This window comes from Pedobacter planticolens (assembly GCF_014172375.1).
Lineage (GTDB): Bacteria > Bacteroidota > Bacteroidia > Sphingobacteriales > Sphingobacteriaceae > Pedobacter > Pedobacter planticolens.
The window spans coordinates 2,015,540-2,041,097 of the sequence record NZ_WNXD01000001.1 but is presented as its reverse complement, the minus strand read 5'-3'; the positions used below and the strand labels follow the sequence as shown (position 1 = coordinate 2,041,097).

At 36.1% G+C, this 25,558-nt stretch carries 27 protein-coding genes; 5 read left to right on the top strand and 22 right to left on the bottom strand.

Features of this window, described 5'->3' with window-relative positions:
• Nucleotides 1-149: 149 nt before the first annotated feature.
• Nucleotides 150-1,301 (bottom strand): exo-beta-N-acetylmuramidase NamZ family protein, encoded by a 1,152-nt coding sequence (locus tag GM921_RS08380; RefSeq protein WP_235969808.1) that lies wholly within the window; start codon nucleotides 1,299-1,301, stop codon nucleotides 150-152.
• 192 nt (nucleotides 1,302-1,493) lie between these two features.
• Here GM921_RS08380 and GM921_RS08375 point away from each other — a divergent pair, with 192 nt between their 5' ends.
• On the top strand, nucleotides 1,494-2,708 hold the full coding sequence (locus tag GM921_RS08375) for an ABC transporter permease (protein WP_182922143.1): 1,215 nt from the start codon (nucleotides 1,494-1,496) through the stop codon (nucleotides 2,706-2,708).
• A gap of 892 nt (nucleotides 2,709-3,600) precedes the next feature.
• Here GM921_RS08375 and GM921_RS08370 read toward each other — a convergent pair.
• The 5 genes from GM921_RS08370 to GM921_RS08350 all read right to left on the bottom strand — a co-directional run bounded on the left by GM921_RS08370 (nucleotide 3,601) and on the right by GM921_RS08350 (nucleotide 6,752).
• Nucleotides 3,601-4,173, bottom strand: a complete 573-nt coding sequence (locus tag GM921_RS08370) for a dihydrofolate reductase family protein (protein WP_182922142.1) — start codon at nucleotides 4,171-4,173, stop codon at nucleotides 3,601-3,603.
• 112 nt (nucleotides 4,174-4,285) lie between these two features.
• Nucleotides 4,286-4,660 carry a hypothetical protein gene (locus GM921_RS08365; protein ID WP_182922141.1) on the bottom strand — a complete coding sequence of 125 codons (375 nt, stop codon included), beginning with the start codon at nucleotides 4,658-4,660 and terminating at the stop codon, nucleotides 4,286-4,288.
• A gap of 140 nt (nucleotides 4,661-4,800) precedes the next feature.
• Nucleotides 4,801-5,769, bottom strand: a complete 969-nt coding sequence (locus GM921_RS08360; protein WP_182922140.1) for a DUF4268 domain-containing protein — start codon at nucleotides 5,767-5,769, stop codon at nucleotides 4,801-4,803.
• Nucleotides 5,770-5,891: 122 nt separating this feature from the next.
• Entirely contained in the window at nucleotides 5,892-6,257 is a 366-nt protein-coding gene (locus GM921_RS08355; protein WP_182922139.1) for a hypothetical protein, read from the bottom strand.
• A 264-nt stretch (nucleotides 6,258-6,521) separates the two neighbouring features.
• Nucleotides 6,522-6,752, bottom strand: a complete 231-nt coding sequence (locus tag GM921_RS08350; RefSeq protein ID WP_182922138.1) for a hypothetical protein — start codon at nucleotides 6,750-6,752, stop codon at nucleotides 6,522-6,524.
• A gap of 596 nt (nucleotides 6,753-7,348) precedes the next feature.
• Between GM921_RS08350 and GM921_RS08345 the strand changes: the two genes are divergently transcribed.
• Both GM921_RS08345 and GM921_RS08340 read left to right on the top strand, forming a co-directional pair.
• Nucleotides 7,349-7,969: a hypothetical protein gene (locus GM921_RS08345; protein ID WP_182922137.1), complete on the top strand. Its 621-nt coding sequence runs from the start codon at nucleotides 7,349-7,351 to the stop codon at nucleotides 7,967-7,969.
• Between the two features lie 265 nt (nucleotides 7,970-8,234).
• Nucleotides 8,235-8,648 carry an endonuclease domain-containing protein gene (locus GM921_RS08340; protein WP_182922136.1) on the top strand — a complete coding sequence of 138 codons (414 nt, stop codon included), beginning with the start codon at nucleotides 8,235-8,237 and terminating at the stop codon, nucleotides 8,646-8,648.
• Nucleotides 8,649-8,762: 114 nt separating this feature from the next.
• Here the strand turns inward: GM921_RS08340 and truA are convergent, their stop codons facing one another.
• From truA to GM921_RS08300, 8 genes are all read right to left on the bottom strand, one after another.
• Nucleotides 8,763-9,560: a tRNA pseudouridine(38-40) synthase TruA gene (gene truA, locus GM921_RS08335; protein ID WP_182922135.1), complete on the bottom strand. Its 798-nt coding sequence runs from the start codon at nucleotides 9,558-9,560 to the stop codon at nucleotides 8,763-8,765.
• Nucleotides 9,561-9,845: 285 nt separating this feature from the next.
• A complete protein-coding gene (locus tag GM921_RS08330; RefSeq protein WP_182922134.1) occupies nucleotides 9,846-10,316 on the bottom strand; it encodes a DinB family protein in 471 nt (156 codons plus the stop codon).
• Nucleotides 10,317-10,352: 36 nt separating this feature from the next.
• Nucleotides 10,353-11,252: a ThuA domain-containing protein gene (locus GM921_RS08325; RefSeq protein WP_182922133.1), complete on the bottom strand. Its 900-nt coding sequence runs from the start codon at nucleotides 11,250-11,252 to the stop codon at nucleotides 10,353-10,355.
• Between the two features lie 512 nt (nucleotides 11,253-11,764).
• Nucleotides 11,765-14,188 (bottom strand): alpha/beta hydrolase family protein, encoded by a 2,424-nt coding sequence (locus GM921_RS08320; protein WP_182922132.1) that lies wholly within the window; start codon nucleotides 14,186-14,188, stop codon nucleotides 11,765-11,767.
• 551 nt (nucleotides 14,189-14,739) lie between these two features.
• Entirely contained in the window at nucleotides 14,740-15,189 is a 450-nt protein-coding gene (locus tag GM921_RS08315; RefSeq protein WP_182922131.1) for a hypothetical protein, read from the bottom strand.
• Nucleotides 15,190-15,193: 4 nt separating this feature from the next.
• Nucleotides 15,194-16,477 carry a hypothetical protein gene (locus tag GM921_RS08310; RefSeq protein ID WP_182922130.1) on the bottom strand — a complete coding sequence of 428 codons (1,284 nt, stop codon included), beginning with the start codon at nucleotides 16,475-16,477 and terminating at the stop codon, nucleotides 15,194-15,196.
• A 5-nt stretch (nucleotides 16,478-16,482) separates the two neighbouring features.
• Nucleotides 16,483-17,037 carry an RNA polymerase sigma factor gene (locus tag GM921_RS08305; protein WP_182922129.1) on the bottom strand — a complete coding sequence of 185 codons (555 nt, stop codon included), beginning with the start codon at nucleotides 17,035-17,037 and terminating at the stop codon, nucleotides 16,483-16,485.
• A gap of 4 nt (nucleotides 17,038-17,041) precedes the next feature.
• A complete protein-coding gene (locus GM921_RS08300) occupies nucleotides 17,042-17,440 on the bottom strand; it encodes a hypothetical protein (RefSeq protein WP_182922128.1) in 399 nt (132 codons plus the stop codon).
• 148 nt (nucleotides 17,441-17,588) lie between these two features.
• On the opposite strand from GM921_RS08300, the gene GM921_RS08295 reads away from it, so the two are divergent.
• Nucleotides 17,589-18,887 carry a DEAD/DEAH box helicase gene (locus GM921_RS08295; protein ID WP_182922127.1) on the top strand — a complete coding sequence of 433 codons (1,299 nt, stop codon included), beginning with the start codon at nucleotides 17,589-17,591 and terminating at the stop codon, nucleotides 18,885-18,887.
• A 618-nt stretch (nucleotides 18,888-19,505) separates the two neighbouring features.
• Here the strand turns inward: GM921_RS08295 and GM921_RS08290 are convergent.
• The 8 genes from GM921_RS08290 to mnmD form a co-directional block, all read right to left on the bottom strand.
• A complete protein-coding gene (locus tag GM921_RS08290) occupies nucleotides 19,506-20,024 on the bottom strand; it encodes a nuclear transport factor 2-like protein (protein WP_182922126.1) in 519 nt (172 codons plus the stop codon).
• A 75-nt stretch (nucleotides 20,025-20,099) separates the two neighbouring features.
• Nucleotides 20,100-20,810 (bottom strand): M949_RS01915 family surface polysaccharide biosynthesis protein, encoded by a 711-nt coding sequence (locus tag GM921_RS08285; protein WP_182922125.1) that lies wholly within the window; start codon nucleotides 20,808-20,810, stop codon nucleotides 20,100-20,102.
• Nucleotides 20,811-20,893: 83 nt separating this feature from the next.
• A complete protein-coding gene (locus tag GM921_RS08280) occupies nucleotides 20,894-21,523 on the bottom strand; it encodes a hypothetical protein (protein ID WP_182922124.1) in 630 nt (209 codons plus the stop codon).
• 9 nt (nucleotides 21,524-21,532) lie between these two features.
• A complete protein-coding gene (locus tag GM921_RS08275) occupies nucleotides 21,533-22,066 on the bottom strand; it encodes a hypothetical protein (protein WP_182922123.1) in 534 nt (177 codons plus the stop codon).
• A gap of 2 nt (nucleotides 22,067-22,068) precedes the next feature.
• Nucleotides 22,069-22,875, bottom strand: a complete 807-nt coding sequence (gene mazG / locus GM921_RS08270; protein WP_182922122.1) for a nucleoside triphosphate pyrophosphohydrolase — start codon at nucleotides 22,873-22,875, stop codon at nucleotides 22,069-22,071.
• 1 nt (nucleotide 22,876) lies between these two features.
• On the bottom strand, nucleotides 22,877-23,182 hold the full coding sequence (locus GM921_RS08265) for a hypothetical protein (protein ID WP_182922121.1): 306 nt from the start codon (nucleotides 23,180-23,182) through the stop codon (nucleotides 22,877-22,879).
• 6 nt (nucleotides 23,183-23,188) lie between these two features.
• Complete coding sequence (locus tag GM921_RS08260; RefSeq protein WP_182922120.1) at nucleotides 23,189-24,304, bottom strand: AI-2E family transporter; 1,116 nt, start codon at nucleotides 24,302-24,304, stop codon at nucleotides 23,189-23,191.
• Nucleotides 24,305-24,394: 90 nt separating this feature from the next.
• A complete protein-coding gene (gene mnmD, locus GM921_RS08255) occupies nucleotides 24,395-25,063 on the bottom strand; it encodes a tRNA (5-methylaminomethyl-2-thiouridine)(34)-methyltransferase MnmD (RefSeq protein ID WP_182922119.1) in 669 nt (222 codons plus the stop codon).
• Nucleotides 25,064-25,211: 148 nt separating this feature from the next.
• Here mnmD and GM921_RS08250 point away from each other — a divergent pair, with 148 nt between their 5' ends.
• The gene (locus tag GM921_RS08250; RefSeq protein WP_182922118.1) at nucleotides 25,212-25,550 is read left to right on the top strand and encodes an MmcQ/YjbR family DNA-binding protein; all 339 of its coding nucleotides are present in this window, start codon (nucleotides 25,212-25,214) and stop codon (nucleotides 25,548-25,550) included.
• Nucleotides 25,551-25,558: the final 8 nt, after the last annotated feature.

Below are 25,558 nucleotides of genomic sequence, written 5' to 3'. Positions count from 1 at the left end.
TGTATTTCGGCAGGTGGGGACACCAGCCGATAGGAAAAAATTTAAGCCGCAGATGCGCAGATTTTCTTTAACTATGCTCAGGATGACAATCTGCGCATCTGCGGCTTTCTTTATAGAGATTCTTCGCTACGCTCTGAATGACAAGAAAACTAAGGATAAAGCAAATACTTTTTACGCATTTCTTTGTATTGGCTTAAGCCTGGTTCCCAACTTGCTCTAATTTCTTTTTCAGAAACACCATCAATAATTTGTTGTCTGAAATTGCCAACGCCAATTCTTGCTTCAATGGTACCCACTTCGGCACTTAATTTATTGTTAAAGAAATCTTCTTTACGTGGCGATGCTTTATATAATTCAATAATCCAGCTTAGGTTAATTTGCTTTGTCTTTCTAAAGTTATTGGTATCGTAATTTCTTAAGTCTAAACCATAACATACCTCATTCATAAATAAAGGAGTTTCACTCATTCCTTTTATGCTCTTTGGGGTAAACGAGAAATCAAATTTTCCTTTTAGGTAAGGTGCACCAACAATAGTAAATGGAAATTGTGTACCACGACCATGATTTAAATACGTGCCTTCAAATAAACAGGTTGTTGGGTACAATAAAATAGATTGTGCTGTATTTAAATTTGGCGATGGCTTTACAGGCAATACATACGGCATATCATGATTGTAATTTGCATTTTTAATGACTGTGATTTTACACTTTACTTTGTCTTTTAACCAACCTTCGCCATTTAACATGTGCGCATATTCGCCTAAGGTTAAGGCATGCACAATAGGAATAGGTTGTAAACCAATACCCGATTTAAATTTAGGATCTAAAACTGGTCCATCAATGTAAAAACCATTCGGGTTTGGGCGATCTAAAATCATCACTTCCTTACCATCACGAGCACAAGCTTCCATTACGTGTTGCAAGGTATTCATATAGGTATAAAAGCGAACGCCAACATCTTGGATGTCGAAAATCATGATATCTACATCGGCTAAATCTTCTTTAGTAGGCGTACTGTGTTTACCATATAAAGAGATTGCTTTAATACCAGTTTTAGTATCTACCGCATCATCTACACTTACACCGGCACTTGCATCGCCTCTAAAACCATGTTCTGGACCAAATATTTTAACAATGTTTACTCCTCGTTTAAGTATGCTATCAACAACAGTTACATTGCCAATAATAGAAGTAGGGTTAACCACCATGCCCACTCGTTTTCCTTTTAGTAAAGGCAAGTATTTTTCGGTTTGTTCGGCACCAGTTCTAAATGCAAACATTTCTCCTGGTTTAGTTTTCATTCTTATATGAACAAATGTTGGGCCCTCCTTGATACTTTTTTCTTGTTTTTGCCCACAAGCAGTTAAAGCAATAACGGTAAGCATCGATGTAAAAACAGCAGTAATTTTTTTCATTCCTAGGTTTTTTAAAGAATTATACGCTAAATCGAAATCGAATTAGCACTTTTGCTAAGTTACAATTTATTATAAAATTTGAATATAGAATATTTCATAGCGAGGCGCATTGCCATAAAATCTGAACGTACGTTTAGCAAGTTAATTGTGCGGATAGCGATAGCGGGCGTAATGCTGAGCTTGGCGGTGATGATACTTTCTATAGCCATTATTAAAGGGTTTAAAACCGAAATACAAGATAAAGTACGAGGGTTTATTGGCGATGTACAGATTTACCGCTTCGACTTGAATGGTTCTTTTGAGAAGTCGCCTTTTGTGCCTAATGATACTACGCTGCACTACCTTAAAAACAATACCGACTTAGAATCTTATTACCCGTTTGCTACAAAGCCTGCTATTATTTCGGCCAATGGCGAAGTAGAGGGTATTAATTTTAAAGGGATTGATAAAACCTACGATTGGCAATTTATTCGTAAGCATTTAATTAGTGGAAAAGTAATTGACTTTGCCGATAGCTCGGTGAATCAAATTCTAGTATCGGAGTATACCGCAAAGCGATTGAAGCTTAAAACGGGTGATAGTTTTTTAATGCACTTTGTGCAAAACCCTCCTAAAATAAGAAAGTTTAAAATAGTCGGCGTATATAGTGTTGGGATAGAAAACATTGATAAAAGCTTTGCCATTGGCGATATTAACATTATTAGAAGTGTAAATAACTGGCTGCCCAATCAAATGGGTGGGATGGAAGTGAGGGTAAAAGATTTCTCTAAACTAAAACCTGTTGCCGATGATGTGTATGCAAACCTAGAACTCAAGCTACGGTCGAGGTCTGTGAAGGAAAGTACACCAGAGATTTTTACGTGGTTATCTTTACTCGATGTAAATACCAGAGTGTTGCTCTTTTTAATGATGGTTGTTGGGGTAATTAATATGGTAACTGCCTTGCTGATTATGATTTTAGAACGTACCACCATGATTGGCTTGCTTAAAGCCATGGGCATTTCTGATTATAGTGTAATGAAAATCTTTTTGTACAACGCCATCTACTTAGTTGGTATTGGCTTGGTGTTAGGGAATATATTAGGTTTAGGGTTAGCGTATTTCCAATACTATTCGCATGTGTTTAAACTCGACCAAACTAATTATTACTTGTCTTATGTGCCTATAGAAATACATTTTACAGATGTGTTGTTGTTAAACGTTGCTACCATTGTAATATGTTCTGTGGTGTTGTTAATTCCTTCGATGTTAGTGAGTAGGATTAGTCCGTTGAAGGCGATTAGGTTTAAGTAATTGGTTCATTGGTTCATTGCCGTTTGCTTTAGCTAACGGTTCATTAGTTCAATCGTTTATTAGTTCAATTGCTCATTGGTTCAGTTGTTCATTAGGCTCTGCGCTCGTCATTCCCAACTCGATTGGGAATCGTAATGCGTTAGTAGGCTTTTTATCGTTTTACGGTTCCCGTTTTCACGGGAATGACGAGCAAGGTGTAACCGTCATGTGGTTAAGAATTGCCAACGCATTGGCTTGCCTCGGCTCGCCGCCGCCGATGTGGCTCCTTCTTTATCCTTGATGATAAAGAAGCAAACAATCAAGTCAGGAACGATGCTTCCACGCTTAAGGCTCACGCTGGCCCGCCGTTCCTGTCTGCCCTACGCTCTTTGGGGCAGTGGTTTACTAGTTCATTGGTTCAATTGTTCATTGGTTATTAGTAGTACAACCGTCATGCTCAGCTTGACTGGGTATCGTAATGCATTAGTAGGCTTTTTATCGTTTTACGGTTCCCGTTTTCACGGGAATGACGAGCAGGGTGTAACCGTCATGTGGTTAAGAATTGCCAACGCACAGGCTTGCCTCGGCTCGCCGCCGCCGATGTGGCTCCTTCTTTATCCTTGATGATAAAGAAGCAAACAATCAAGTCAGGAACGATGCTTCCACGCTTAAGGCTCACGCTGGCCCACCGTTCCTGTCTGCCCTACGCTCTTTGGAACAGTGGTTTACTAGTTCATTGGTTCAATTGTTCATTGGTTATTAGTAGTACAACCGTCATGCTCAGCTTGACTGGGTATCGTAATGCGTTAGTAGGCTTTTTATCGCTTTACGGTTCCCGTTTTCACGGGAATGACGAGCAGGGTGCAACCGTCATGCTTAGCTTGATCCAATAGCTATTAGTATTCACGAATAATTAATTTCGTTTCTTTTCGTAGTGAAGGGCAATTACTCCGCTAGCAAATGTTTTCGTTTCTATCAATTTCAGTTTAGTGAGTTCGTTAATGTTTTTAAATAGCGGAATTCCTTCTCCAAGTAATACGGGATTAACAAATAACCAAAACTCATCAATTAAATTATAACTTAATAAAGAATGAGAAGCTCTCGGACTTCCGAAGATTAAGATATTTTTTCCGTCTTGGTTTTTTATGTTGTTGATGTTGTCTTCCAATTGATCGCTAATCACTGTGGTGTTCTCCAATCCTTCTTGGCTGATTGTTGTTGATAACACAATTTTTGAAACATTTTTATACCAAACCGAATGTTCTTTGTCGTGTTTTGATGCGTTTGGTTGTTCACCAGCCGTTGGCCAATAACTTTGCATCATTTCATAGGTTACTCGTCCATAAAGTGCAATATCGACGTTGTTTGTTAGGGTGGCAACAAAGTCAAACATTTCTTCGTCTACATGTGTCCAATTCATTTCTCCTTTAAGCCCTGCTGCAAAACCATCAAGGGAAGAGTGCATGAAAAAAATTAGGTTTCTCATTTTGTTTAATGTTTATATTGGTTGTTCGTTTTGCTAGTGCACGTCTGTGGACTCCATTTAAGTATTTTAAATACTCAATATTAATCATGCCTTTTCTACGGGCTCTTTAATTTTATTGAGTTATCCTTTTCCAAGGAACTACAGATAATATAAATATTATCCCAAGAAAAATTAATCTACCACTATCTCTTTTTTGTCCGTCAGGGATATAAAAATAATCAAACTTTTCATTATATCTTAGTCCTATTTCAGACCCAACCTTATACATTTTGTTTGCATCAAATGAAATTCTAATAAAATAGTTCTTACCGTTCTGATTTATTTGCACTGAACTTCCTCTATTAGTTCGATAAGTCAACGAGACAATAGTATGCTTTTTTATCGGGCTATTTTGATCAGTTTGTTTATTTTGAAAGAACAAAAATAAGGCAACAAGACAACCTATTGTCACAGTAATAATAATACCTATTTGAGTTTTGTAGTACATAAATTATTTCTCCAATACTTAATCATTTGCTGGTGCACGTTTGTGACTTGTATTTTATAAATATTCAATATCAATCATACCCTTTCCAAAGGTCTTTAATTTCTAAATCTTACTATTATTTCACACGCCACATACATGCGCTAGCCTTGGATGTTCTTTTGTATTTCCTTATCTAATTTATTTACAAAAACTGACTTAAATTTCAAGAGTTTTTCGATACACCAAGCTCGAATATCTTCTAATGTTTGAGTATCGGTATAAATATCTCCTTCTCTGTAAACAGCAATTCGAGAAGCCCGCTTGGTTGGAAGTTCTTCGAAAATCAATTCTTCTCCGAACTCATATTCCAATTCTGCTTTTTGACTTTCGAAACTTCTAAATATTTCTTTATTTGCCTCTTGACTTGGAGTATCAATGTAAACTTCTGCTCTTACTTTAGAACCTCTTGCAAACGAACAACCAAACGTACACCCTTTTGTCCCCGAAGTGAAACTATACCAACTTTGCGGTTGGCCAGTTCTGGCATTTGTAAAACGGTGGGTTTCTCTTAACTCATCTAATAACTTCTGAAAAAACACACGGTATAAATCACCTGTTTCAGTAGATGTAGGGCTTGTGATATTTGGTTTTGATTTTGACCATTCATTTGGAAATGATTTTAATTTGAAATTTAATGCTGGTTGTGAATTTCCAATCTTAATTATATTTGCTTCAACTGCATAAAATTCTAAATCATCACTTGTGTTGTTATTTAACCAATCCATTGCAGAACGATGTTCTTCAGTAATTTCTTGCGAAACCCAAATAATTATCTCAGCTTTAAAAAATGATGCATAAGTTATAAGTTGACCTAAATGTTTATGATCGGTCTTATAAATTTGATTTTCGATTACAACAACTTTATTAGTGGATACTTCTTTAGCTAAAATATCAAGTTGAAAAGAACCCGCATAAATTTCTGTTTGTTCTACTTGTAATTGTAGACCTCCCAAAGCATCACCAAGTTTTTCTATATTTTGTGCTAACCAAGGAGTAAAATGTCTTTCTTCGTGTTGCCAAATTTGATTCATTGGAACATTTACAATTTCTCCAAATTCAATTTCTATCATAGTATAAAAGATTTAATTATGTCTTCGATTCATCACTAAATATCCCCCTTGCTGATGCACATCTGTGACGTGTATCTTTTAAAAAAGATATCATAAATACTCAATTTAAACAGATATTCAATTTATTTAATATTAGGTGCACAGCCTAGATTCTTATTATAAGGTTGTATATATTCCCAGAAAGCTTTACCTGCACTATTTAAATAGTTTGTTGAATAATACATTTTCGTATTTGAAGCAACTTGATAAATGTATTCTGTACAACTAAATGAATATTCTTTTTTAAAACAAACAATTGCAAAATAGTAAGACTTATAATTGTTAGTAATTTCGTAAAAGGTTACTTTGGAAATTGCATCACTATTATAACTTGTATATGTTGTGCCATTTCCACTTGCTTTTACAGACTTCATAACTTCGTCGCAGTTTTGTGCTTGAGCAACGAGTGTTGTAAACACCATTAAAAGGATTAAAATTAGATTTTTCATTTTATTTGGTTTAAAAAATTAACTTATACTATCAGTTTCCCTGTATACACTCTTTATTAAAGTCGACTGTTTAATTACCTGTACTAGCCATAAGTTGCCCCAATGCAGATACCTTTTAACACTAAACTAAACCTTCTATTTTTCTTTTGTATACGGAAAACCGTAACCCCAAAGAGATTAGGTAATCGTAATTTATAGAGAGTAGCGTTACAACTAAAACCTAAGGTAACCTAAGCAAAGCTTAAAACCAAATGCACAAGTACATTAACCTGCACCATCAGTTGGTTTATCCTTATTGCCCCTCTGTTGGGTTCTCCAATATTGCTCCTCTGTGATGCCGTAATAAAAACAAGCGTGGTCTACTGTTATTTGTCTAGGAGCGGTAATTCCTAACAATTTCTTAATTTTTCGCATTTCACGAAAGCTTTTAGTTTCCTTACAGCTCAATAACTCCATAATGTTGTTCGAATGAACGAAAAGGTCTCTTTTTTTCATAGCATAAATTTTATAGGTGAATAGATGGTAAAGGTTAATGTAGAATTATGAGCGTATAACGATTAGCAACTTGTAGATTGGGGAAACTTTTTAATTTTGGTAGCGGCTAAAAACTAAATTTAAAGGCAGATCTGTTTTTTGTTTCGCAAACAATAGACATTGTATGCGGAACAAACGCAATTGCAAGCGGTACATTGACCATTGTATAGCAAATAATTGAAATAATATGCAAGATTTAAGCCATTGTATGCGATACATACGTCGTTATATGTGGTACATGGGCCTTTATATGCGGTACATGGGTCATTGTATGCGGTACATGAGCCTTTGTTCCGCATATAATTAGCTAATCAAAATTGACAGGAACTGGTTTTCTACTATTGTTAAGGGTATTTTAAGAAACAAAGTGTGTAATTAGCTGCCCAATAATCACTGCCAAATTCTTCCCATTCCTTTCCGATCCTTCCAATGCCATTCAATACTGCCAAATCCTTTCCGATCCTTTCATTTCCGTTCGGGATCAATTGCTATTACCACTTAGCAACTGTAGTTTGCTCTTCGAAGGCAATGCAGTCTTCATTTATAATTTACCGAACATGAAAATTTCAAAATTGATTTTAAACTATCAGAGATTTGGCGATGCAAAACTAGATCAGAAAGCACAGGCCGTTATTGTAGCCTTAACTGGGAATGCGAATTTTGGCGTAATTACGGCAACACTAGCTGATTTCATCATTGTTGCTAGCGATTTTGCTACCGCATTAACAGCATCATCATCGAGAGACCGTGTGGCGGTGTCGTTAAAAAACGATGCTCGTGAAGCATTGTTAAACAGTTTACGTTTGATGGGCATGAATATCGAAGCTATGGCAGAAGGTAATCGTTCAAAGTTGGTGAGTTCGGGCTTTGATTTAGCAACTGAGAGTGATAACGCTGTAAGTCTGTCGCCACCACAAGAGTTCGCTTTAGCAGATGGAATGAGCCCAGGAGAGGTTAAGTTTTCGGTAAAGGCGGTAGAAAACGCTAAGTCTTACATTTTCGAATATACAGAAGAACCCTTGACTTTAGAGAGTAGCTGGATTTCTAAAGGTTCATCTAAACGTGAATATACGTTTGTAAACTTGCCAAGTGGGAAGCGTATTTACGGTCGTGCGATAGCCATTGGTACGCGTGGGCAAGAGGGAACGACTAGTGTGTTGACGAGGATGGTGCAGTAGGCGCCTTGTATGGGTTGCTATTGCAGGGTTTGCTAGGCCACCCCCTTTAATTCCCCCGCAAGCGGGGGAGACTAGTTGCTTACTTGTAAGGTGAGAACATTGGATGCTTACTTGTTTGGTGAGAACCACTGGTTGCTTACTTGTATGAGTCTAGTGTAGGGTTTTTACTATTGCAAAGTTTACATCATGCTTTTCTGGCGCTATACTTGTCCCCCGCTAGCGGGGGCTAGGGGGTGGTAGGAAGGTTCTAATCTTTTTATACACTATGGATAACGCGAATTCTGAAAACCTATGGCACTACAATACAAGGCTTAGAAACTTTGCCAATCAGAATAGAAAAGGCATGACCAAAGCAGAGGCTTGCATTTGGAAATTTATACTGAGGGGTAGAGGATTGAAAGGATATCAGTTTAGAAGACAAAGGCCAATATTAAACTATATAGCCGACTTTATGTGCAAGGAATTAATGCTGGTTATAGAGGTAGATGGTTTAATACATCTGCGGGAAGATATTGCTGCAAATGATATAGTAAGAGAAAACGCATTGAAGCAAATAGGGTTTGCGGTAATTAGATTTGATAATGAAGAGGTTTTGAATGATATGGCTAATGTAAAAAGAAAACTTTTGTTTTTTATTGAAGAGTTCGAGGGTGGCCGGCGCACAAGCCACCCCCTTTAATTCCCCCGCCAGCCGGGGGACACTGGATGCTTACTTGTAAGGTTTGCTATTGCAAGGCTTGCTTATTTGCTTAGCCATTATACTTGTCCCCCGCTTGCGGGGGCTAGGGGGTGGCTAAACCGCCACCCAATCTTTTTGCTGCAAACCAGAAAACTCTGTTCTTGGAGGTAAGTTTAAATAGGGATAGGTAACTTTAGATAAGTACAAACCTGTGGGATGTGCAATTTCTAGCATCCCTGGAGTTTCTAAGGTAATGAGCAGGTGCTCAAACTCATCTACACTCATGTTGCCTGTCCCTATTTTTAAGAGTTTACCTGTAATAATTCTAATCATCTTCCCTAAAAAACGATTGGAAGCAATGTGAAACCGAAACTGATCGCCGTTTGGAGTGGTGTATAAATTAGCTTCCATTACATTGCAAATGGTATGTTCGTTTTTATCTGGTGTGGTACAAAAAGCTCGGTAATCTTTATACTTCGGTAATAAGGCAGTCGCCCTTTTCATTTCCGCTAAATTCAGGTTGTCAAACTCATAGTAAGAACTCAGCTGACTTAAGAAAGGGTTTTTATAGGTGTGAATGTAATAATCATATTGTCGCTGAACGGCATCGAACCTAGCGTGAGGTTTTCCCTCCAATGGGATGATATCGAAAATGGCAATGTTATGTGGCAGTACTTTATTCAGTCTAAACTTTAAATCAAAATCCCATTCTTGTTCAATATCAGCATGAAAAAAGAACTGACTGGCATGTACACCCGAGTCTGTTCTGCCGCAACCATTAATGGTTAAGGGGGTTTTAAAAATCTGACTTAGTTTAGTTTCAATTACTTCTTGCACACTATTTACTTTTGGCTGTCTTTGCCAACCGCTATAGGTATGACCGTTGTAACCGATGTGGAAGAAGTATCTCAAAAGAATTGGTTTTAGTTGGCAAAGGTAATGAAAACGGTCGTCATTCCCTTGAAACCCGATAGCTATCGGGAGAGAATCGTAATATGATGAAAAAGCCTACTACTGCATTACGATGCCCAGTCAAGCTGAGCATGACGGTCATACCATGTTCGTCATTCCCGTGCAAACGGGAAGCGTAATACGTGAAAAAGGTTTACTATTGCATTACGGTTCCCAATCGAGTTGGGAATGACGAGATGGAGTTGAGCATGACGCAAATCAAGATAGGGAATGACGCGACTTCCTTTACCCCTGCATCTTTACTAACTTCTTTAACCCTAAGCAACAACCGTAATGCAACCCATCATGACAGGCAATAAAGGCAATGGCATCATCTATGTTTGCTAAGGTTAAACCTGGGAAGGTTGAAATGGTATAAGGCGTATAGTTATCGAATTTGTTTTGCGCTAAGTCGATGGCTAATTGATCAATAGTGCTTAGCAAATAACCTTTCATTTGCTCAATCTCCTCGGCAGTAATATACCTTTCTGGTTTAGAACCATTTTTATACAGATCAATCAGCTCTTTCTCAATTATAAGTTCATTACCCGATAAACGGTAACACAATAACTGCTGACTAACTACTAAATGTCCCATTTGCCAAGCAAGGTTGTTGTTAAAACCTGTCGGGATATGGTTTAGTTCATCTGTTGTTAAATCTGATAAAAAACTTAATAGTTTGTTTCTTGCTGCTTTACTAATTTCTATATTTTTCACGATTTTGTTTTTAATTTAAATTTCTTCTTGTTATACTTATTTACCTGATACGGACACTGCTTTCGACTTTGGTCCACTTTCTTTCCCCAACGATTTTTTACTATTGCCTAACCATAATAACCCATTAATAATCATTTTATTTTGTGTTTCATTCTCAAAGGTATGAGATAAAGATGTAGTGGTCTTTCCAAACTTATGTTCGTAATCCATATCGTTGTGCCCCATGTTTACATACATCATCTTATAGTTCTTATTGCTCCACACTACAGGGTAATATCCGCTTTGCCAAATCTCATAAGCTTTTGGTCCTGTACCCAAAGGGAAGCTAGTAGAGTCGATAGCTAATAGAATATCAATGTTTGGGTTTTTGCGTAAGTCTTTCTCCCATCTATACCATTCGTTAGGTTGAGATTTAAAAGTATCGGGCAAGTTTTTAGTTACAGGGTGATTTCTGTTTGTTCTTAAAACTGCAGAAGTTGGTCGCCAAGTATTACTGCCGTATTGCCCAGAACCTAAGAACTCATTGTGGTACCAATCCCAGTTTTGTGGAAAGGCAGATGGTGTTAAGGCAAAAGCCGAAAAGTGGAAGCCCATCCAAGCGCCTCCGTTTTTCATGTAGGTTTCAAAGGCTGCTCTTTGTTCGGGCTTTTCTGGTCTGGTATCTAAAAATAAAACTACTTGATACTTGGCTAAGAACGCTGCGTTTAGGTTACTCCAGTTCGAAGTAGAGTCGTAACTGAAATCATATTTCTCGGCCATCTTTGGGAACCATGCATTTGCTTCGTGTACATAACTTACATGTGCTTGATCGTTAATGCCGGTATAAAAAGCGATAACCTTAAACTTTGGTTTTTGGGCGTAAAGCTGATTACTAGAAGTCAAACAAATGAGCAATAAAATGAATGTCTTGCTTAAGATTTTCAGATTGATTGGCATGGAGTGGTTTAATTTTGTGGATGGAGTAAAGATAATAATTAATACAATTTTAATTGATTATAAAAATGGATGTGGCTAAAGCCGAATTGTATTTTCTTTTATTCCGTTGGCTAAAGCCAACGGCAAAGAAGTCAATAGCGAAGAAACCAACGGCAAAGAGGTATGCGAACGAACAACAATAGGGTATAAAATTATTTATTGCGGCCTGCTTTTTTGTTTATTCATTGCCGTCTGCTTTAGCTGACGGACAGATGAAGGTTTTTTTGGCTTTAGCCACATCTATGATTTACTGCAATCTCCAAAAGCGAATTGCTTTGTTATATAAACCTGATAGAAGCGATATCCTTTTTTTGTCATGCTGAGCATAGTCGAAGCACAAAAAAAGATAAAGCTGAAAGCAGGGCTGAAATTTCCAAAGAACCATTGCCATTGTTTTTCAAATCGTATTTCAAAAAAACATCCGATGAATAATGAAATCCATCGGATGTTTTAAATACTATATAAGTGCTATTTTATTTCGCAGCAGTTGGTTTAGCATTTTTTACATACGTATCTAACCAGGTATTCATTTCCCAAAGCATGTGCAAAATATTTTCTTTTCCTCTGTATCCGTGAGCCTCATAAGGCAAATACACAAAACGAGTGGTGCCACCAAAACCTTTAATGGCATTAAATAAACGCTCACTGTTAATAGGGAAAGTACCCGGGTTATCATCCATTTCTCCGTGAATTAACAAGATTGGCGTTTTAATTTTGTTGGCATAACTAAACGGACTCATTTCATAATACAATTGAGGAGCATCCCAATAGGTACGGTCTTCGTTTTGGAAACCAAAAGGGGTAAGGGTTCTGTTGTAGGCACCGCTGCGGGCAATACCAGCTTTAAACAAATTGGTGTGTGCTAACAAGTTGGCCGTCATAAATGCGCCATAGCTATGTCCGCCGACTGCCATTCTGTTTCTATCGCCCACACCCATATCACTTAATTTATTAATAGCAGCTTCGGCATTTAATTTTAATTGTTCCACAAAAGTATCGTTCGGTTTTTTACCATCTTTAGCAACAATTGGCATTTCTGCATTATCTAAAACTGCATAGCCTTGGGTTACAAAAAACAACGGACCGCCAGAACTGATGGTGGTAAACTTATCTTGCGAACCTCTAATTTGTGCTGCATCTGTTGCCGAGTTAAACTCGCGAGGGTATGCCCATATTAATACTGGCAACGGCCCATCTTTTTCTTTGTTATATCCTTTTGGTAAATATAAGTCGCCTGTAAGGTCAATGCCATCTGCACGTTTGTAAGAAATCTTTTCTTTGCTTACGCCATCTAGTTGAGTGTACGGATTAGTGAAATTGGTGATCTGTCTGTCCGCAATGCGCAACATTAAGTTTTTAATAAAGTAGTTGGGTACATCTTTCTGACTTTCTCTACGTGTTAATAAAACTAGTTTTTGAGGATCTAATACATCAGTCACCATTTCAAAGCTACCTGGTTGACTGCGCCATACAATTTCAGACTTCTTAGTGTTTAAATCAAACTTGGCTAAGAAAGGTAAATCGCCTTTGGCAGATGCGCCAGTTGTATTGTTTAATAACAATTTGGTGCCGCCATCGGTTGTTAAAACTACTTGTCTACCAAACTTATTTTTTTCAGTTACTGGAAACCCTGGATTATTGTACGCATCATTTGTACTTAACTCGTACAACGTTTCTAATGCACCAGTTGTTGGGTTGTAACTGCTTAATTTAGATGTTTGCTTGGTTCTAGAATTTTCTCTAACCAAGGCTAATGTTGCATTACCCCAGCTGATAATACCAAATCTCATTTTAGTTTTAAAGAGTTCTTTAGGTGCACTAGTAAACGGAGCTGCTAATGCTAACACTGCATCATGAAATTCTACATTCTTTTTAATTAAGCCACTATCTAACGGCTTAGACCAAACTACTGTTGCAGCTTCGTCATCACGCCAATCGAAACCTCTTGGTACATTTTGTACGTTATCGTAGCCAGAAGGTCTTTCTTCACTAGATGGTAAATCGGCAAGCATTTTAACCACTTTTCCAGTTCTATCTGTAATATTTACAACAGAAGGAAAACCAAAAGATGAAACTAAATAAGAGAATGGTTTTTTAATGGTACGTAGCATTAAGTAGTTTTTATCTGGCGATACAGAAATACCACTGTAAATGGCAGGTTTGCCAATTGCGGTTTCTACACCAGCTTTATTCTGTACTAATTGCGAAGTTGCAAAGAACTCGAACAACTGTTCATCAAAAGGCGATTTAATTAAATCTTGTAAAGTTGGGTTAGGAGCAGCCTTACCTAAGTTTTGCTGAATAGTTGGTCCTTTAGGTGCTAAAGGACGAGTTGGTGCTAAGTTAGCAGCTTTAACAGCCACTCTATATAATAGGGTATTATCATCAACCCATGTTGCACCACCACCCATTATGGCGTTTAAAGGTTGTTTGTTCACCTTCATTGCTTTACCTGTGGCTACATCTATTACATATAAATCAACTCTGTTTTGCGTAGTTTGCGTAAAAGCAATTTTAGTTTCGCTAGGGTTCCAGTTTACGCTACCTGCATACAACGGACTAGGTAAACCTGTAACTGCAAGGGTTTTGTCGGTTTTTATGTTTTTTAAACTGAAATTGTTGATGAAGGTTTGTCGGCTTGGAGAGTAGTTATTCGGATTAATGCGCATACCAGCAATACGGTATTCTGGCATGGCCAATTCTTCTACAGATGGAAAGGAATTACGTTCGCTAAACAACATCCATTCAGCTTTGCTATCTATACTTACACTAGGTGTTGGTTTTGCCAATAGTAAATCTGCTATTGCCTTTGGTGGTAGCTGATAATTTATGGCATCTTGAGCAAAAGCACTACTGCCAATAGCTATTAGAAAGAGGTTAAGGATGATTTTTTTCATTTTGTTAGTTTTAATTTCCGATAGGATAAACTTACAAAATATAGAACAAATGATTGGTTTGTATCAAAAATATGATATGCTAACCTTCTTGTTCGTCATTCCCAACTTGATTGGGAATCGTAATGCAAGAGGAGGTTTTTTACGCATTACGATTCCCGTTTTCACGGGAATGACGGTCAAACTAAAAGGACTATGGGTTAGATCACAACGTCATTCCCAACTTGATTGGGAATCGTAATGCAAGAGGAGGTTCTTTACGCATTACGATTCCCGTTTTCACGGGAATGACGGTCAAACTAAAAGGACCATGGGTTAGATCACAACGTCATTCCCAACTTGATTGGGAATCGTAATGCAAGAAGAGGTTTTTTACGCATTACGATTCCCGTTTTCACGGGAATGACGGTCAAACTAAAAGGACCATGGGTTAGATCACAACGTCATTCCCAACTTAATTGGGAATCGTAATGCAAGAGGAGGTTTTTTACGCATTACGATTCCCGTTTTCACGGGAATGACGAGCGAGACAATTTATTAATCGAACTCAGCTGTTATTTTCTTTTAAGAACTATCGTTGCCATAGCAATAGCAACTGAATTATAATTAGGAGAAGTTGGAAAAGGAATTAGTTCTGTAAATTCTAAACTATACACTACTCCGTTTAGCGTTATTTTTTGTTCAGTTGGTTTTGCATCAACTGAGCAGGAACCACCTATACATAATTCAATAGTTTGCGTTCTAAAGTTGTCTTTAAACTTAAATTTTCCACTAGCATAACCAGCCCAAGCGCATAATGCGTTAATTGGACAACGACTATCTTTAAGATCTTCGACTGTTAAAACTGCTCTGTCACCACCTTTTGATAAATTAAGAGTTTCGCTAGCTTTTAAGGTGTACGTTCCAGATAAATCTGAAGTTGATCCTTTTTCGCAACCAACATAAACTAAAGTAAGTGCGGTGAACAGACAAATGATGAATGAGGTTTTTTTGAGAGATTTCATAAGTTTACTTTTTTTGACTAGGCGTGAAACTGAATTTTAAATTTAATCCGACTGTATTTATTCTAAGGTTCTTATCGCCCATGCTACCAATGGCAGGTTTAAAATAAGGTTCGAAAATTAAGGAGTTGTTTTTTCCAATATTCTGATTAATACCAATGGCGAAAATGGCACTGTTGGCAAAATCGAAACCTTTTAGTTTTGTTTTTTCTGTTTCTTCTTTTGGTTCTGAAGTATAGCCCAAACTAGATACCGTATTTACATTATAGCCGTAGGTATACTTTTGCGTTAAGTAAGAGTTTGAGTTAACACCAGCCGCCACATAGAAATTTTGTTTTTTGGTAGGATAAAACTTTAAGGTTACGGGTAAATCTAAATTTAATAAAGATGCATTTACTTTTACATCACTTATACTCGATGTAGTTATGCTCCCTTTACCAGCATAAGAATTTAAAGCATCAGAACTTGCTACCGCTGCTACAGGAACACTATTTTTATAATCTATTTTATTTTGACTTACACCCGCTCCAAAACTTACAAATACACCCTTTGTAACCTTAACATTCGCATTTACACCAAAGCCTGCATTTAATTTTACAGCATTATCTGCATAGTAGTTTAAAAAGGTACCTGTAAAAACATCAATAGAGTTTTTAATTGATTTACTTTTGTCTTCCACCTTTGTTGGGTTTTTGGCTAACAGCTTAGTTTGCTCTTGCAAAAACTCTTCCGTCGTTTTTTTGGTGTTTTTAGTTTCAGTTGGCGTTACAACTACATTATTTGCAATAACTGCGTTCTGTTGGATCTTCTCTTTCACGGTATCAACCTTATTGGCAACACCAGCTTGCATAGCATTTACCGCAATAACATTCTCCGCAGGATTAGTTTTTACTTTCTCCTCGATAGATTTACGTTCTACAGTTTTTGCACTAGCGTTTTCTTGCATTAAAACTATAGGTTGCTTTTCTTTTTTAATAGTTGATGCTACAACTTCATCTTGTTTTACACTAGTAGGTTGTTCTCCTTGCGCTGAACTTGGTTTTGGTTTTACATCCGTTTTTGTTTTAGCCGTTTGCGTAGTTTGCTCAATTTCTTTTGGCGATTTATTTACCACTAAAAACAATCCAAAAGCAACTACAATAGAAGCCGCAATGCCAGTAAGCCACCAAATTGGTAATTTCTTATTCTCCTCCGGATATTTTTCACGCAATGCTAACCAGCCATTATCGCTACCCCCGTCATCAACGTCTTCAAAAACAGATTTAATCTGTAAAACTAGTTCTTCATCCATATTTTTCATTTCGTATAAATTGAATGAGTAATCAATAAATTCTGGAGTATTTGTTTTGCCCTACTTAAATAAGTTCTCGATGAACTTTCGGGGATGTTTAACATTTCTCCAATTTCTTTATGCGTATAACCATCTATTTCGTAGAGGTTAAAAACCAAATGCTGTGTTTCATTCAAATTCTTCATCAAACTCAAAATATCTTTCACCGAAAGCTGATCTACCGCCGATGAATAGGTAGTTTGTTGTTCGGTATCTGTCATCTCAATCGCCTGATTAAAGCGCATGTTTTTTCGTTTATAATCTAGCGATGTATTCACCAGTATTTTTCTAAACCAAGGTTTAAAGTCTGCACCTTCTTTAAAGGTGTTTAAATATTTAAAAGCCTTAATAAAAGCATCGTTCGCAGCTTCTAGTGCATCATCTCTGTTAATTAAATACCGCAAACACACACCCAAAGCATAGCCATAAAAATGCTTGTACAACATTTCCTGATACTGCAGATTACCCGTTTTACAGTTACGAATTAAATCATCAAGATTTGATAGTTGGGGTTTAAGCATTTAATTAATTCACCTGCTTTAATCTGTATTGATAAAGAGTAATAGTTGTAGGTAAATAAGGTAAGTTTCTCGTTAAAATTAAACTATCTCCTAAAGCTTGATAGGTGTATGAACCATTTAAAATGATATTCCAATCAAAATCTGCGGTACGAGCAATTTCATCAGAAAAAGTAACGGTTGTTTTATCTTCTAGCTTAAAAGAACCCTTTCCTGTTTTTATGCCCTTTTTAACTTCAAAGTTTCCATTCAATAAAGTTAGCTCTGTATCGGTCATCGCCACCTTTCCATCTTGCATCGTTCTAAATGTTCCGCTATAGGTTCCCTTAAAGTCTTTAGCATTTTTGTCTTTTTCGCAGGCTAATAGTGTAGCGGCAAATAATGAAATAAAAATCAGTTTCTTCATGTTTAGTTAGTTTTGATAGCCTATACGCATATAAGCGACCAAACGCGACAGCGAAATTAAAATAAATACACTACTATTAAACGCCGATTTCTGATAGTCCTTTATATTTTCTGTAAATTTGTCGTCACATCAATTTACAAAGCGAAAAGTGTCTTTAGAACAATTAAAATTAAGCAAGCCATTGGTATCTGCTATGACAGCAGCAGGGTACCTAAGTCCAAAAGAAATTCAGGCTAAAACTATGTCACGCATTTTAGGCGGACAAGATATTATAGCCATTGGACCAGAGGGAACTGGGAAAACTACCACCTATATTCTTGGTGTTTTAATGCGTTTAAAATATGGTTTTGAAGAAGCGCCTCGAGCTTTAATCTTAGTGCCAACTAAAGAAAAAGTACTAGAAGTGATGGAGCAATTTGAGCTTTTAAATAGAAATAAAACGATACGCATTGTTGGGCTTCACTCTGATGGCGGTATGGAAGCGCAAATTAATGAATTGACTGATGGGGTTGATATTGTAGTTGCAGTTCCATCAAGAGCGAGAGCAGTTTATTTGAAGTTAGGATTGAACACCAACAAAATTCAAATGCTTATTGTTGATGATGCCGCCGATATGGTGAAACTAGGCATGCAATTACCAATTAACGAGTTGGCAAACAGCATACAAAAATGTCAGCATTTAATATTTACAGAAGTAATGCACGATAGGTTAGATTTAATGATTGACCCTTTTATGAAATTACCAACCACTATAGAAGTAGAAGATTTAGGTGACAGTGAAACTGAAACACATACACAACTTTTGTATCATGTGCCAAATTTCAGAACCAAACTGAACTTATTAAACCTTTTATTGAAGGATGCAGAAGTGTTTGATAAAGTGGTAGTTTTTGTAAATACTCGCTTAACCGCACAAACTTTAGCTAAAGATTTATTTGATGGCAAAGCCGATGACGTTTTTGTGTACAAACCTTTGTTTTTTGATGAAGCAGGTTTTGATGACATCGAAGATTTTAAAGCGGTTGATGAAGCTCGAGTATTGATTATAGCAAATGAGGGTTTGCCTACACTTGATTTAGAAGGTATTCCGTTTATTTTCCATTTCGAATTACCTGTACAAAAAGAAACCTATTTAACCAGAATAGTAAAGCAGGGCGATGAAGATGTAATGGCTATTACGTTTACTACTGACTTAGAATTACCGCAAGTACGTAAAATAGAACAAGCCATTGGTAAAAAGATAGAGGTTGCAGATTTACCTGAAGATTTGTTGGTAGAAGATGTAGGCAAAGCTTCTGCACAGAAAAGTAGATTGGCTAAAGAACAAGAAGAGGAGGAAGAATACCGTGATGCTGCATTTCATAAACGAAAAGAAAGCAATACTAAGACTACTAATTATGGTATTGGTCAGAAAGCGATTATGAATAAGAAGAAGAAACACGGGTAAGGTTTAAGGTTTTTTTCTTGCCGTCATTTCGACCGTAGTGGAGAAATCTTTCTTATAGTTCGCTCCTATGTCGTCATTGCGAGGCACGAAGCAATCTTTCTAACCTTTGAAATTGTTACTTACTCCATGCTTGTCATCCTGAGCTTGTCGAAGGATCTTTCTTTTTTAGCTCACCGCCGCTATGGCTCGTTCTTTATCCTTGATGATAAAGAACCAAACAATCAAGGCTTAGTATCATCTCTCGGATTAAGCTATTAAAAACTTTTTTGGCAACAAGCAGCAGGTTTGATGAAGGATCAAACTGGCTCATTGTTTTGGACTGTGGTTTTTGAAAGTATTTGCACAAGTTTTAATGCTTTCTCCTTTGGGATGCTACAAGGCCGGTCCTCGTGCTTGGCGGTGGGTAGTGGTTTGGGAAAGGTTGTAGGGCGGCCGTCATTCCCGTGAAAACGGGAATCGTAATGCACAAAAAAAACTAAATCGCATTACGATTCCCATCCGATAGCTATCGGATCGAGTTGAGAATGACGAGCAAGGTTGTCATTTCAATGCTCAAAGAAGCAATATCTAAAAACCAAAACCCATAAAAAAGTCCCGATTTTCATCGAGACTTTAATTTTATTTTTCCATGGCGTGGCGGACGTACTCATTCCACTTCGTTACTTTCCCTTTCTCAATTTTAATATCATTAAACATATTGACACTACCTTTTTTTCCGTCTTTACCTTCTGAATGTTGTGTATACCACAGGCTAACCCATTCTTCAGTTTTATCTGCACTTACAACAGATTCATAATCATCCATATTAATAGAAATGCTGTTGTATTTATCCATTTCTTGCTGTGCAGCTTTTAAAAATTCGGCTCTTGTACCATTTAACTCATATCCATCTACTGAAAGATGGATGCTATCAGCAATTAATGGTTTTAAAGCAGCCGTATCTTTACTTGCAAAAGCCTTAAGCGCATTCATGGCAATAATCATGTTCTTAGAATCTGAGTTCATTTCCCAGTTGTAAGCTTTTTTACTAGTGTAAGGATAGTTAGTTGTATCAACTTTGGCTGTAGTTTTAGCGTCTTTACTTTGGCAGCCTACAAAAAGTAAAGTAATTAGGAGTAAAAATGAGAGTTGTTTCATGTTATTTGGTTAAAATAGATTTGCTATTTTAATAAAGCTAAGTATTAAAAACCAGATAGTTAGATTATTTTAAACTTATTCGTTACCTATTGAAACTGCTTTTTTATCCATCTTTTCTGCATACTCGGTAGGGAAAATAGCATGCTTATTTTTAACCATTTTCTCCATCAATTCTTTAATGTGTGTTTGAATTGGGGCTGGTAAACTATAAAATGTAACATCAACTTGGGTTTTTCTAGTTGCATCTACTACACTATTCTGATGTCTGATGGCTGTTTTTATTCCTTTATAATAAACTAAGATTTTAGCTCTGCCATCGGTATAACCCTCGTGTCCAAATGTACCGTATACAATAATAGGGTCAATTAGTCCATCGCCATCCAAATCCTTAAACTCACAATATTTTGTCCAAAACCAAATAGAGCTTTCCTTTTCATCGCCTTTAACGGTAGGTGTTTTAAAGTCGTTAATCTCCCATTTTTTTACTCTAGTTGTTTTATCAACCTTAAAATTGAAAGCCTTAACGGTATAGTTTACAGTGTCTTTTTCTTTGTTTACAGTATCTGCACTTTCAGATAATGCTACGTAATAGGTTCCACTTTTATCGTGGTAGGTGTACGCTCTAAAAATTGGAAAATTGATGAGGTTCTTTTTCTTAAAGGCAGTAGTGAAAAATTCTTCGGTTTCTGCTTTGGTTAGTTTTTTACTATTTGTAGTGGTATCAGTTTGAGCTGCTGCTGTTAAAGCGAAAAAGCTTAATAATAAGAGCGTGTAGATTTTTTTCATTAGGTATAATTATGTAATGGCAAATATATAAAATATTAAAAGCCACAGATTAACAGATTAAATTTGTTTGGATTTGAGTTTTGTTAATAAAGTGTTTTAGTTAAATCGATTGTTTTAATTATTGTTGGGATGGTTTTTACAGTTGTAGGGAAAGGCTCTTTTACAACTACACACTCTTTAAAATCACCTAGGTAATGGAAAATATATTCTTGTTCAACAAAGGTTCTCTCTCTTCTCCATGTAAGTGAAGCATCTCGTTTTCCATTAATTTTTATTGAAATGGGTTTGTCTTTTGTGAGTTCGCACACTTTAAATTCACTTCGTGGAGGATCGCCAACTTCGAAGTAGCCAGGTTTAAGGTATAACTCAATTTTGTCGTCCAATTTTAGTTGTAAAAAATCAAACTTGTTTTGGCTATTTCTTCTGAAACAAAGATTTTTCTTTTCTGTATACACTACATTTTGTGATGTATGAAAATTGTCGTCAATAATCAATAGCAAATCGAAATGTTCGAAATTGGGTTGTTCTACTATTGATTCGGGTAAATGAACCACTTCATCCTTTACATATCCAGCAGTTGACTGGATTGGTTTCCAAGCTATTTTTTCCTTCCTATCGTCAAAAGATTTTTCTTCTTTTCCATAGGTATTAATGTTCCTGAAAAGTTGAATAACCTGAATTGGTTTTTTAAGAACGATGGATTGAGGTTTCATATAATTTAATTAATTATCCGAACTCCAATTGTCTTTTACAAAATACATATTTCCGAATTTTGGCGAATTAAAAACAAGATAAAAACTCCAGCTGCCTCTATAAGTTGTTGGATTGGATGTTAAGATATGATGTGTTGGATGTTCCATATGAATCGCAAGGCGCTCAGATTTATAAATTGCCATTGTCGAAATTACTCCTTTATATGTTTTCGTGATTTTATCATTGTAGACTACATATAAGTAAATAGAGTCGTTAGGTTTTATATCAAAATAGAAATGCTTGTATTGCCAATTCGCTTGTTTTCCTGGAAAGAAACTCCTATCAATTACATATTGACCATAATAGCTTTCTTTTTTCAGAATTTTCTTCGAGGTGAGTTTTTGGACTACTAATAAGAGTATAATTAATCCAATTAGTGTTAACCAAATTATTCCTAAAATCTTACCAAATAGACTTTTTTTTGTAATTGCCCAAGCAACTAAACCAATTATAGTAATTAATAAAAGTGCAGGGAAAAAAAATAAATTGAAACCAAAGCCCATCTCTACAATTTCTTAGCCTCATTCCAATACACATCCATTTCAGCCAATGTCATATCTTGTAAAGCTTTGCCGCTTTCTTTGGCTTTGCTCTCTAAAAATTGAAAACGTTTAATAAATTTCTTATTGGTTTTTTCTAGGGCATTTTCTGGATTGATATCTATAAATCTAGCATAATTAACTAAAGAGAAAAGTAAATCGCCAAACTCGCCTTCGGCTTTTTCTTTATCAATGTTTTCGTTTTCGGCGATGTTAAATTCATCCTTAAATTCTTGTAATTCTTCTTCAACTTTTGCCCAAACTTGTTCTTTTTCTTCCCAATCGAAACCTACGCCACGAGCTTTCTCTTGTATTCTGCTTGCTTTTACTAAAGCAGGTAATCCAGCAGGCACACCGCCTAAAACTGATTTATTTCCTTCTTTCAGCTTAATCTGCTCCCAATTTCGTTTTACATCTTCTTCGTCTTTTACCTCAACATCGCCGTAAATATGTGGGTGGCGATTAATTAATTTATCACACACTCCATTTAAAACATCAGTGATATTAAACGTTTCGGTTTCACTAGCAATACGAGCATAAAACACCAAATGCATCATTAAATCGCCCAATTCCTTTTTAATTTCTTGCGTATCGCCCTCTATAATGGCGTCAGAAAGTTCGTAGGTTTCTTCAATTGTTAAATGTCTCAAGGTTTCCATGGTTTGTTTTTTATCCCATGGGCATTGCGTACGCAGCGTATCTAACACGGTTAACAATCTTAAAAAAGCAGTTTCTGGACTTGAAGTTGTTGGAGGTGGAATATTTGCGGGCATATTATTTAATGATATTAAACGTAATAAGTATGGTGGTGATGAAAAGGACAATTAAGCCGAATAGGAATAAAATATCTGCGCTGCGTTCCATTTTTATTGCACGAGTGGTTGTACTTCGCATGGCGAGAAAAGATAATAAACAACTGCTCATAAAAATAATAATTGCTAAAGCAGCACCTTCATCAATAAAAGATGATTCCTCTAGTTTTGAAATCTTAACCGATGTTAAAACAATAAAACAAAAGCCTAATAAATTGGCAGATGTATTTAAAATATGTGGCGATCTATTTTCTTTTTCGGTTTTCATTAATCGTTATTCTGCTTCTTCGAGCTTTATCTTTTTGGTAATTTGATATGTCTTACGCTTTCTGGGTATGGTTTTCTGTTCTTCACCTAGTAAAATTCCCCAAGGTTTTAAACCATCAGTTTTTTCGAAAATTATTTTCAGCATTGCTAAATAGGGAATACACAAAAACATTCCAGAAATTCCCCAAATCATTTCGCCAACAATAATACCAATGAAAGCGAATAAGGCATTGATTTTTACTTTGGAACCTACCACCAAAGGCATTAAAATATTTCCATCGATGGTATGAACACCTATAAATGCAAAGATTACGAATAATGCAGATGATGCTCCAGCAGTTGCGAAAGTAATTAATGCACTTATTAATAATGCTGTAAAAATTCCTAAGTAGGGGATAATGTTAAAAATACCTGCAATAAGACCTAAAAGGATGGCATATTTTACACCTAATAACGACAAAGTGATAATCATTAATAACGAAACAATTAGCATTTGGAGGAACAAACCAGTTACATATTTTCTAATAATTCGCTGTATTTCTCGTACTATATCGTTCACTTTTGTTTTATGTTCTTCGGCAAAAACAGCAGTTAGGAATGTGAATAATAATCTGCGGTAGTTTAAAATAAAGAAGGTAAATAATAATGTAAATGCTAAAAATAATAAGCTAGATGATAAGGTTAATAGCGTGGTCCCAATTACGACTGCACTAGTAGATAAGGACTTCTCAATGCCATCTGTTAGAAAAGATCTTTGTTTTTTAATATTAATTTGAAATGTTTTATCAACCCAATTTTGTATATCGTGAAAGGCAGTTGATACTTGTTTTACCAATAATGGCCAGTCTGCCCAAAGCTCTGTTAATTGATTTCCTAAAAAATAAAGGATGCCATATAGAGCAGCAATCATTAAAACTACGGCAGTTATTGATGCTAAACTTCTTTTAAACTTTAATTTTCGCTCTAAAAAATTAGCAAGTGGTAAGAGTAAAAAAGCCATCAATAACGAAAATAACAATGGAGCCAATAAGCTTTTACCTAAAATGGCTAAGTAGCCCAACATAATGATAGATAAAAGTACCAAAGCTAACTTGGCAACAAAAGGCAGGGAGATTTCTTTCATGGCAATAAATTTTAATAAAGATAAAAGATTTTTCCGCGAGAAATAGGGAATAGAGAATAAGAAATAGACTCAAGAGCGCAGACTATTTACTTAAGACTTAATGGCTCTGAGCATTTCTCTTTTTCCGGCTGCGCCAGGCAATTTCTCGATGGTAAAACCACAACTTTTAACCGCTCGTTTTAAATTTCCGGTAATGGCGTAGCTTACAAAAATGCCTCCAACTTTAAGGAAACTACAAGCATGAGCAATCATTTCATTTGTCCACATTTCAGGTTGGTGTTGTACGGAAAAGGCATCGTAATATAAAATATCAAATTGCGGTAAGCTTTTAAAATTGGCTAATGTAATATGGGCAATTTCTAATTCGCAAAACGATGATAAAACTTGTTTTTGAGTTAAACTCACTTCGTAATTGGCGAGGAATTTTTGCCAAACCTCAGGCATAACATATTGCTCGTAACCCGTTTTTTCTATTACTTCTTTTGAAAGCGGAAAAGCTTCTATGCCAGTATAATTTAATTGAATATTATTTTCTTCGCAATGCGCAAAACTTAGTAAAAAATTTAATCCTGTTCCAAAACCTACTTCTAATACGTTAACTTCTTTTTCTTCCCTTTGGGAGATGGAGTGTTTTAATCCTGCTTCCAAAAAAACATGTTTACTTTCTTGCAATGCACCATGCGAAGAATGGTAATGTTCGCCAATGGTTTCATTAAATAAAGTATTAGAGCCATCGGCGGTTTGGGTAAGAATATTCATCGTCAGGATCAGGATTAAAATGATTTAAGGATTTTCAAGATAATGATGCTCCGTAGGAGTGCCTTTTTCTTTTCCGGCACAAATTTAGCATTTTGCTTTAGCGTTTCTTTTTTAACTTTGATTTTTCAGCTTTAACCTTTCAATTTTTATGGATATAGAAACTTTTAGAGAATACTGTTTAAGCTTTCCTGGTACTACGGAAGGTATGAAATGGGAGCACCTTTGTTTTATGGTTGAAGATAAAATCTTTGTAATTATTGCCATTGATGAAGGAAATAGCTTTTCTACCAAATGTACGCCAGAAGAATTTGAGGAGTTAGCCGCTCGTGATGGTATTCATCAGGCTTCGCATATGGCCAAAAAACAATGGGTGCAAATAGATAATTTAGAAGTATTGAACGATACGGAATTGAAAAAACGGGTTGCTACTTCTAGAGCTTTGGTATTGAGTAAATTGTCGAAGAAGGTTCAGGAGAAGTATAAATAAAAAAAAAA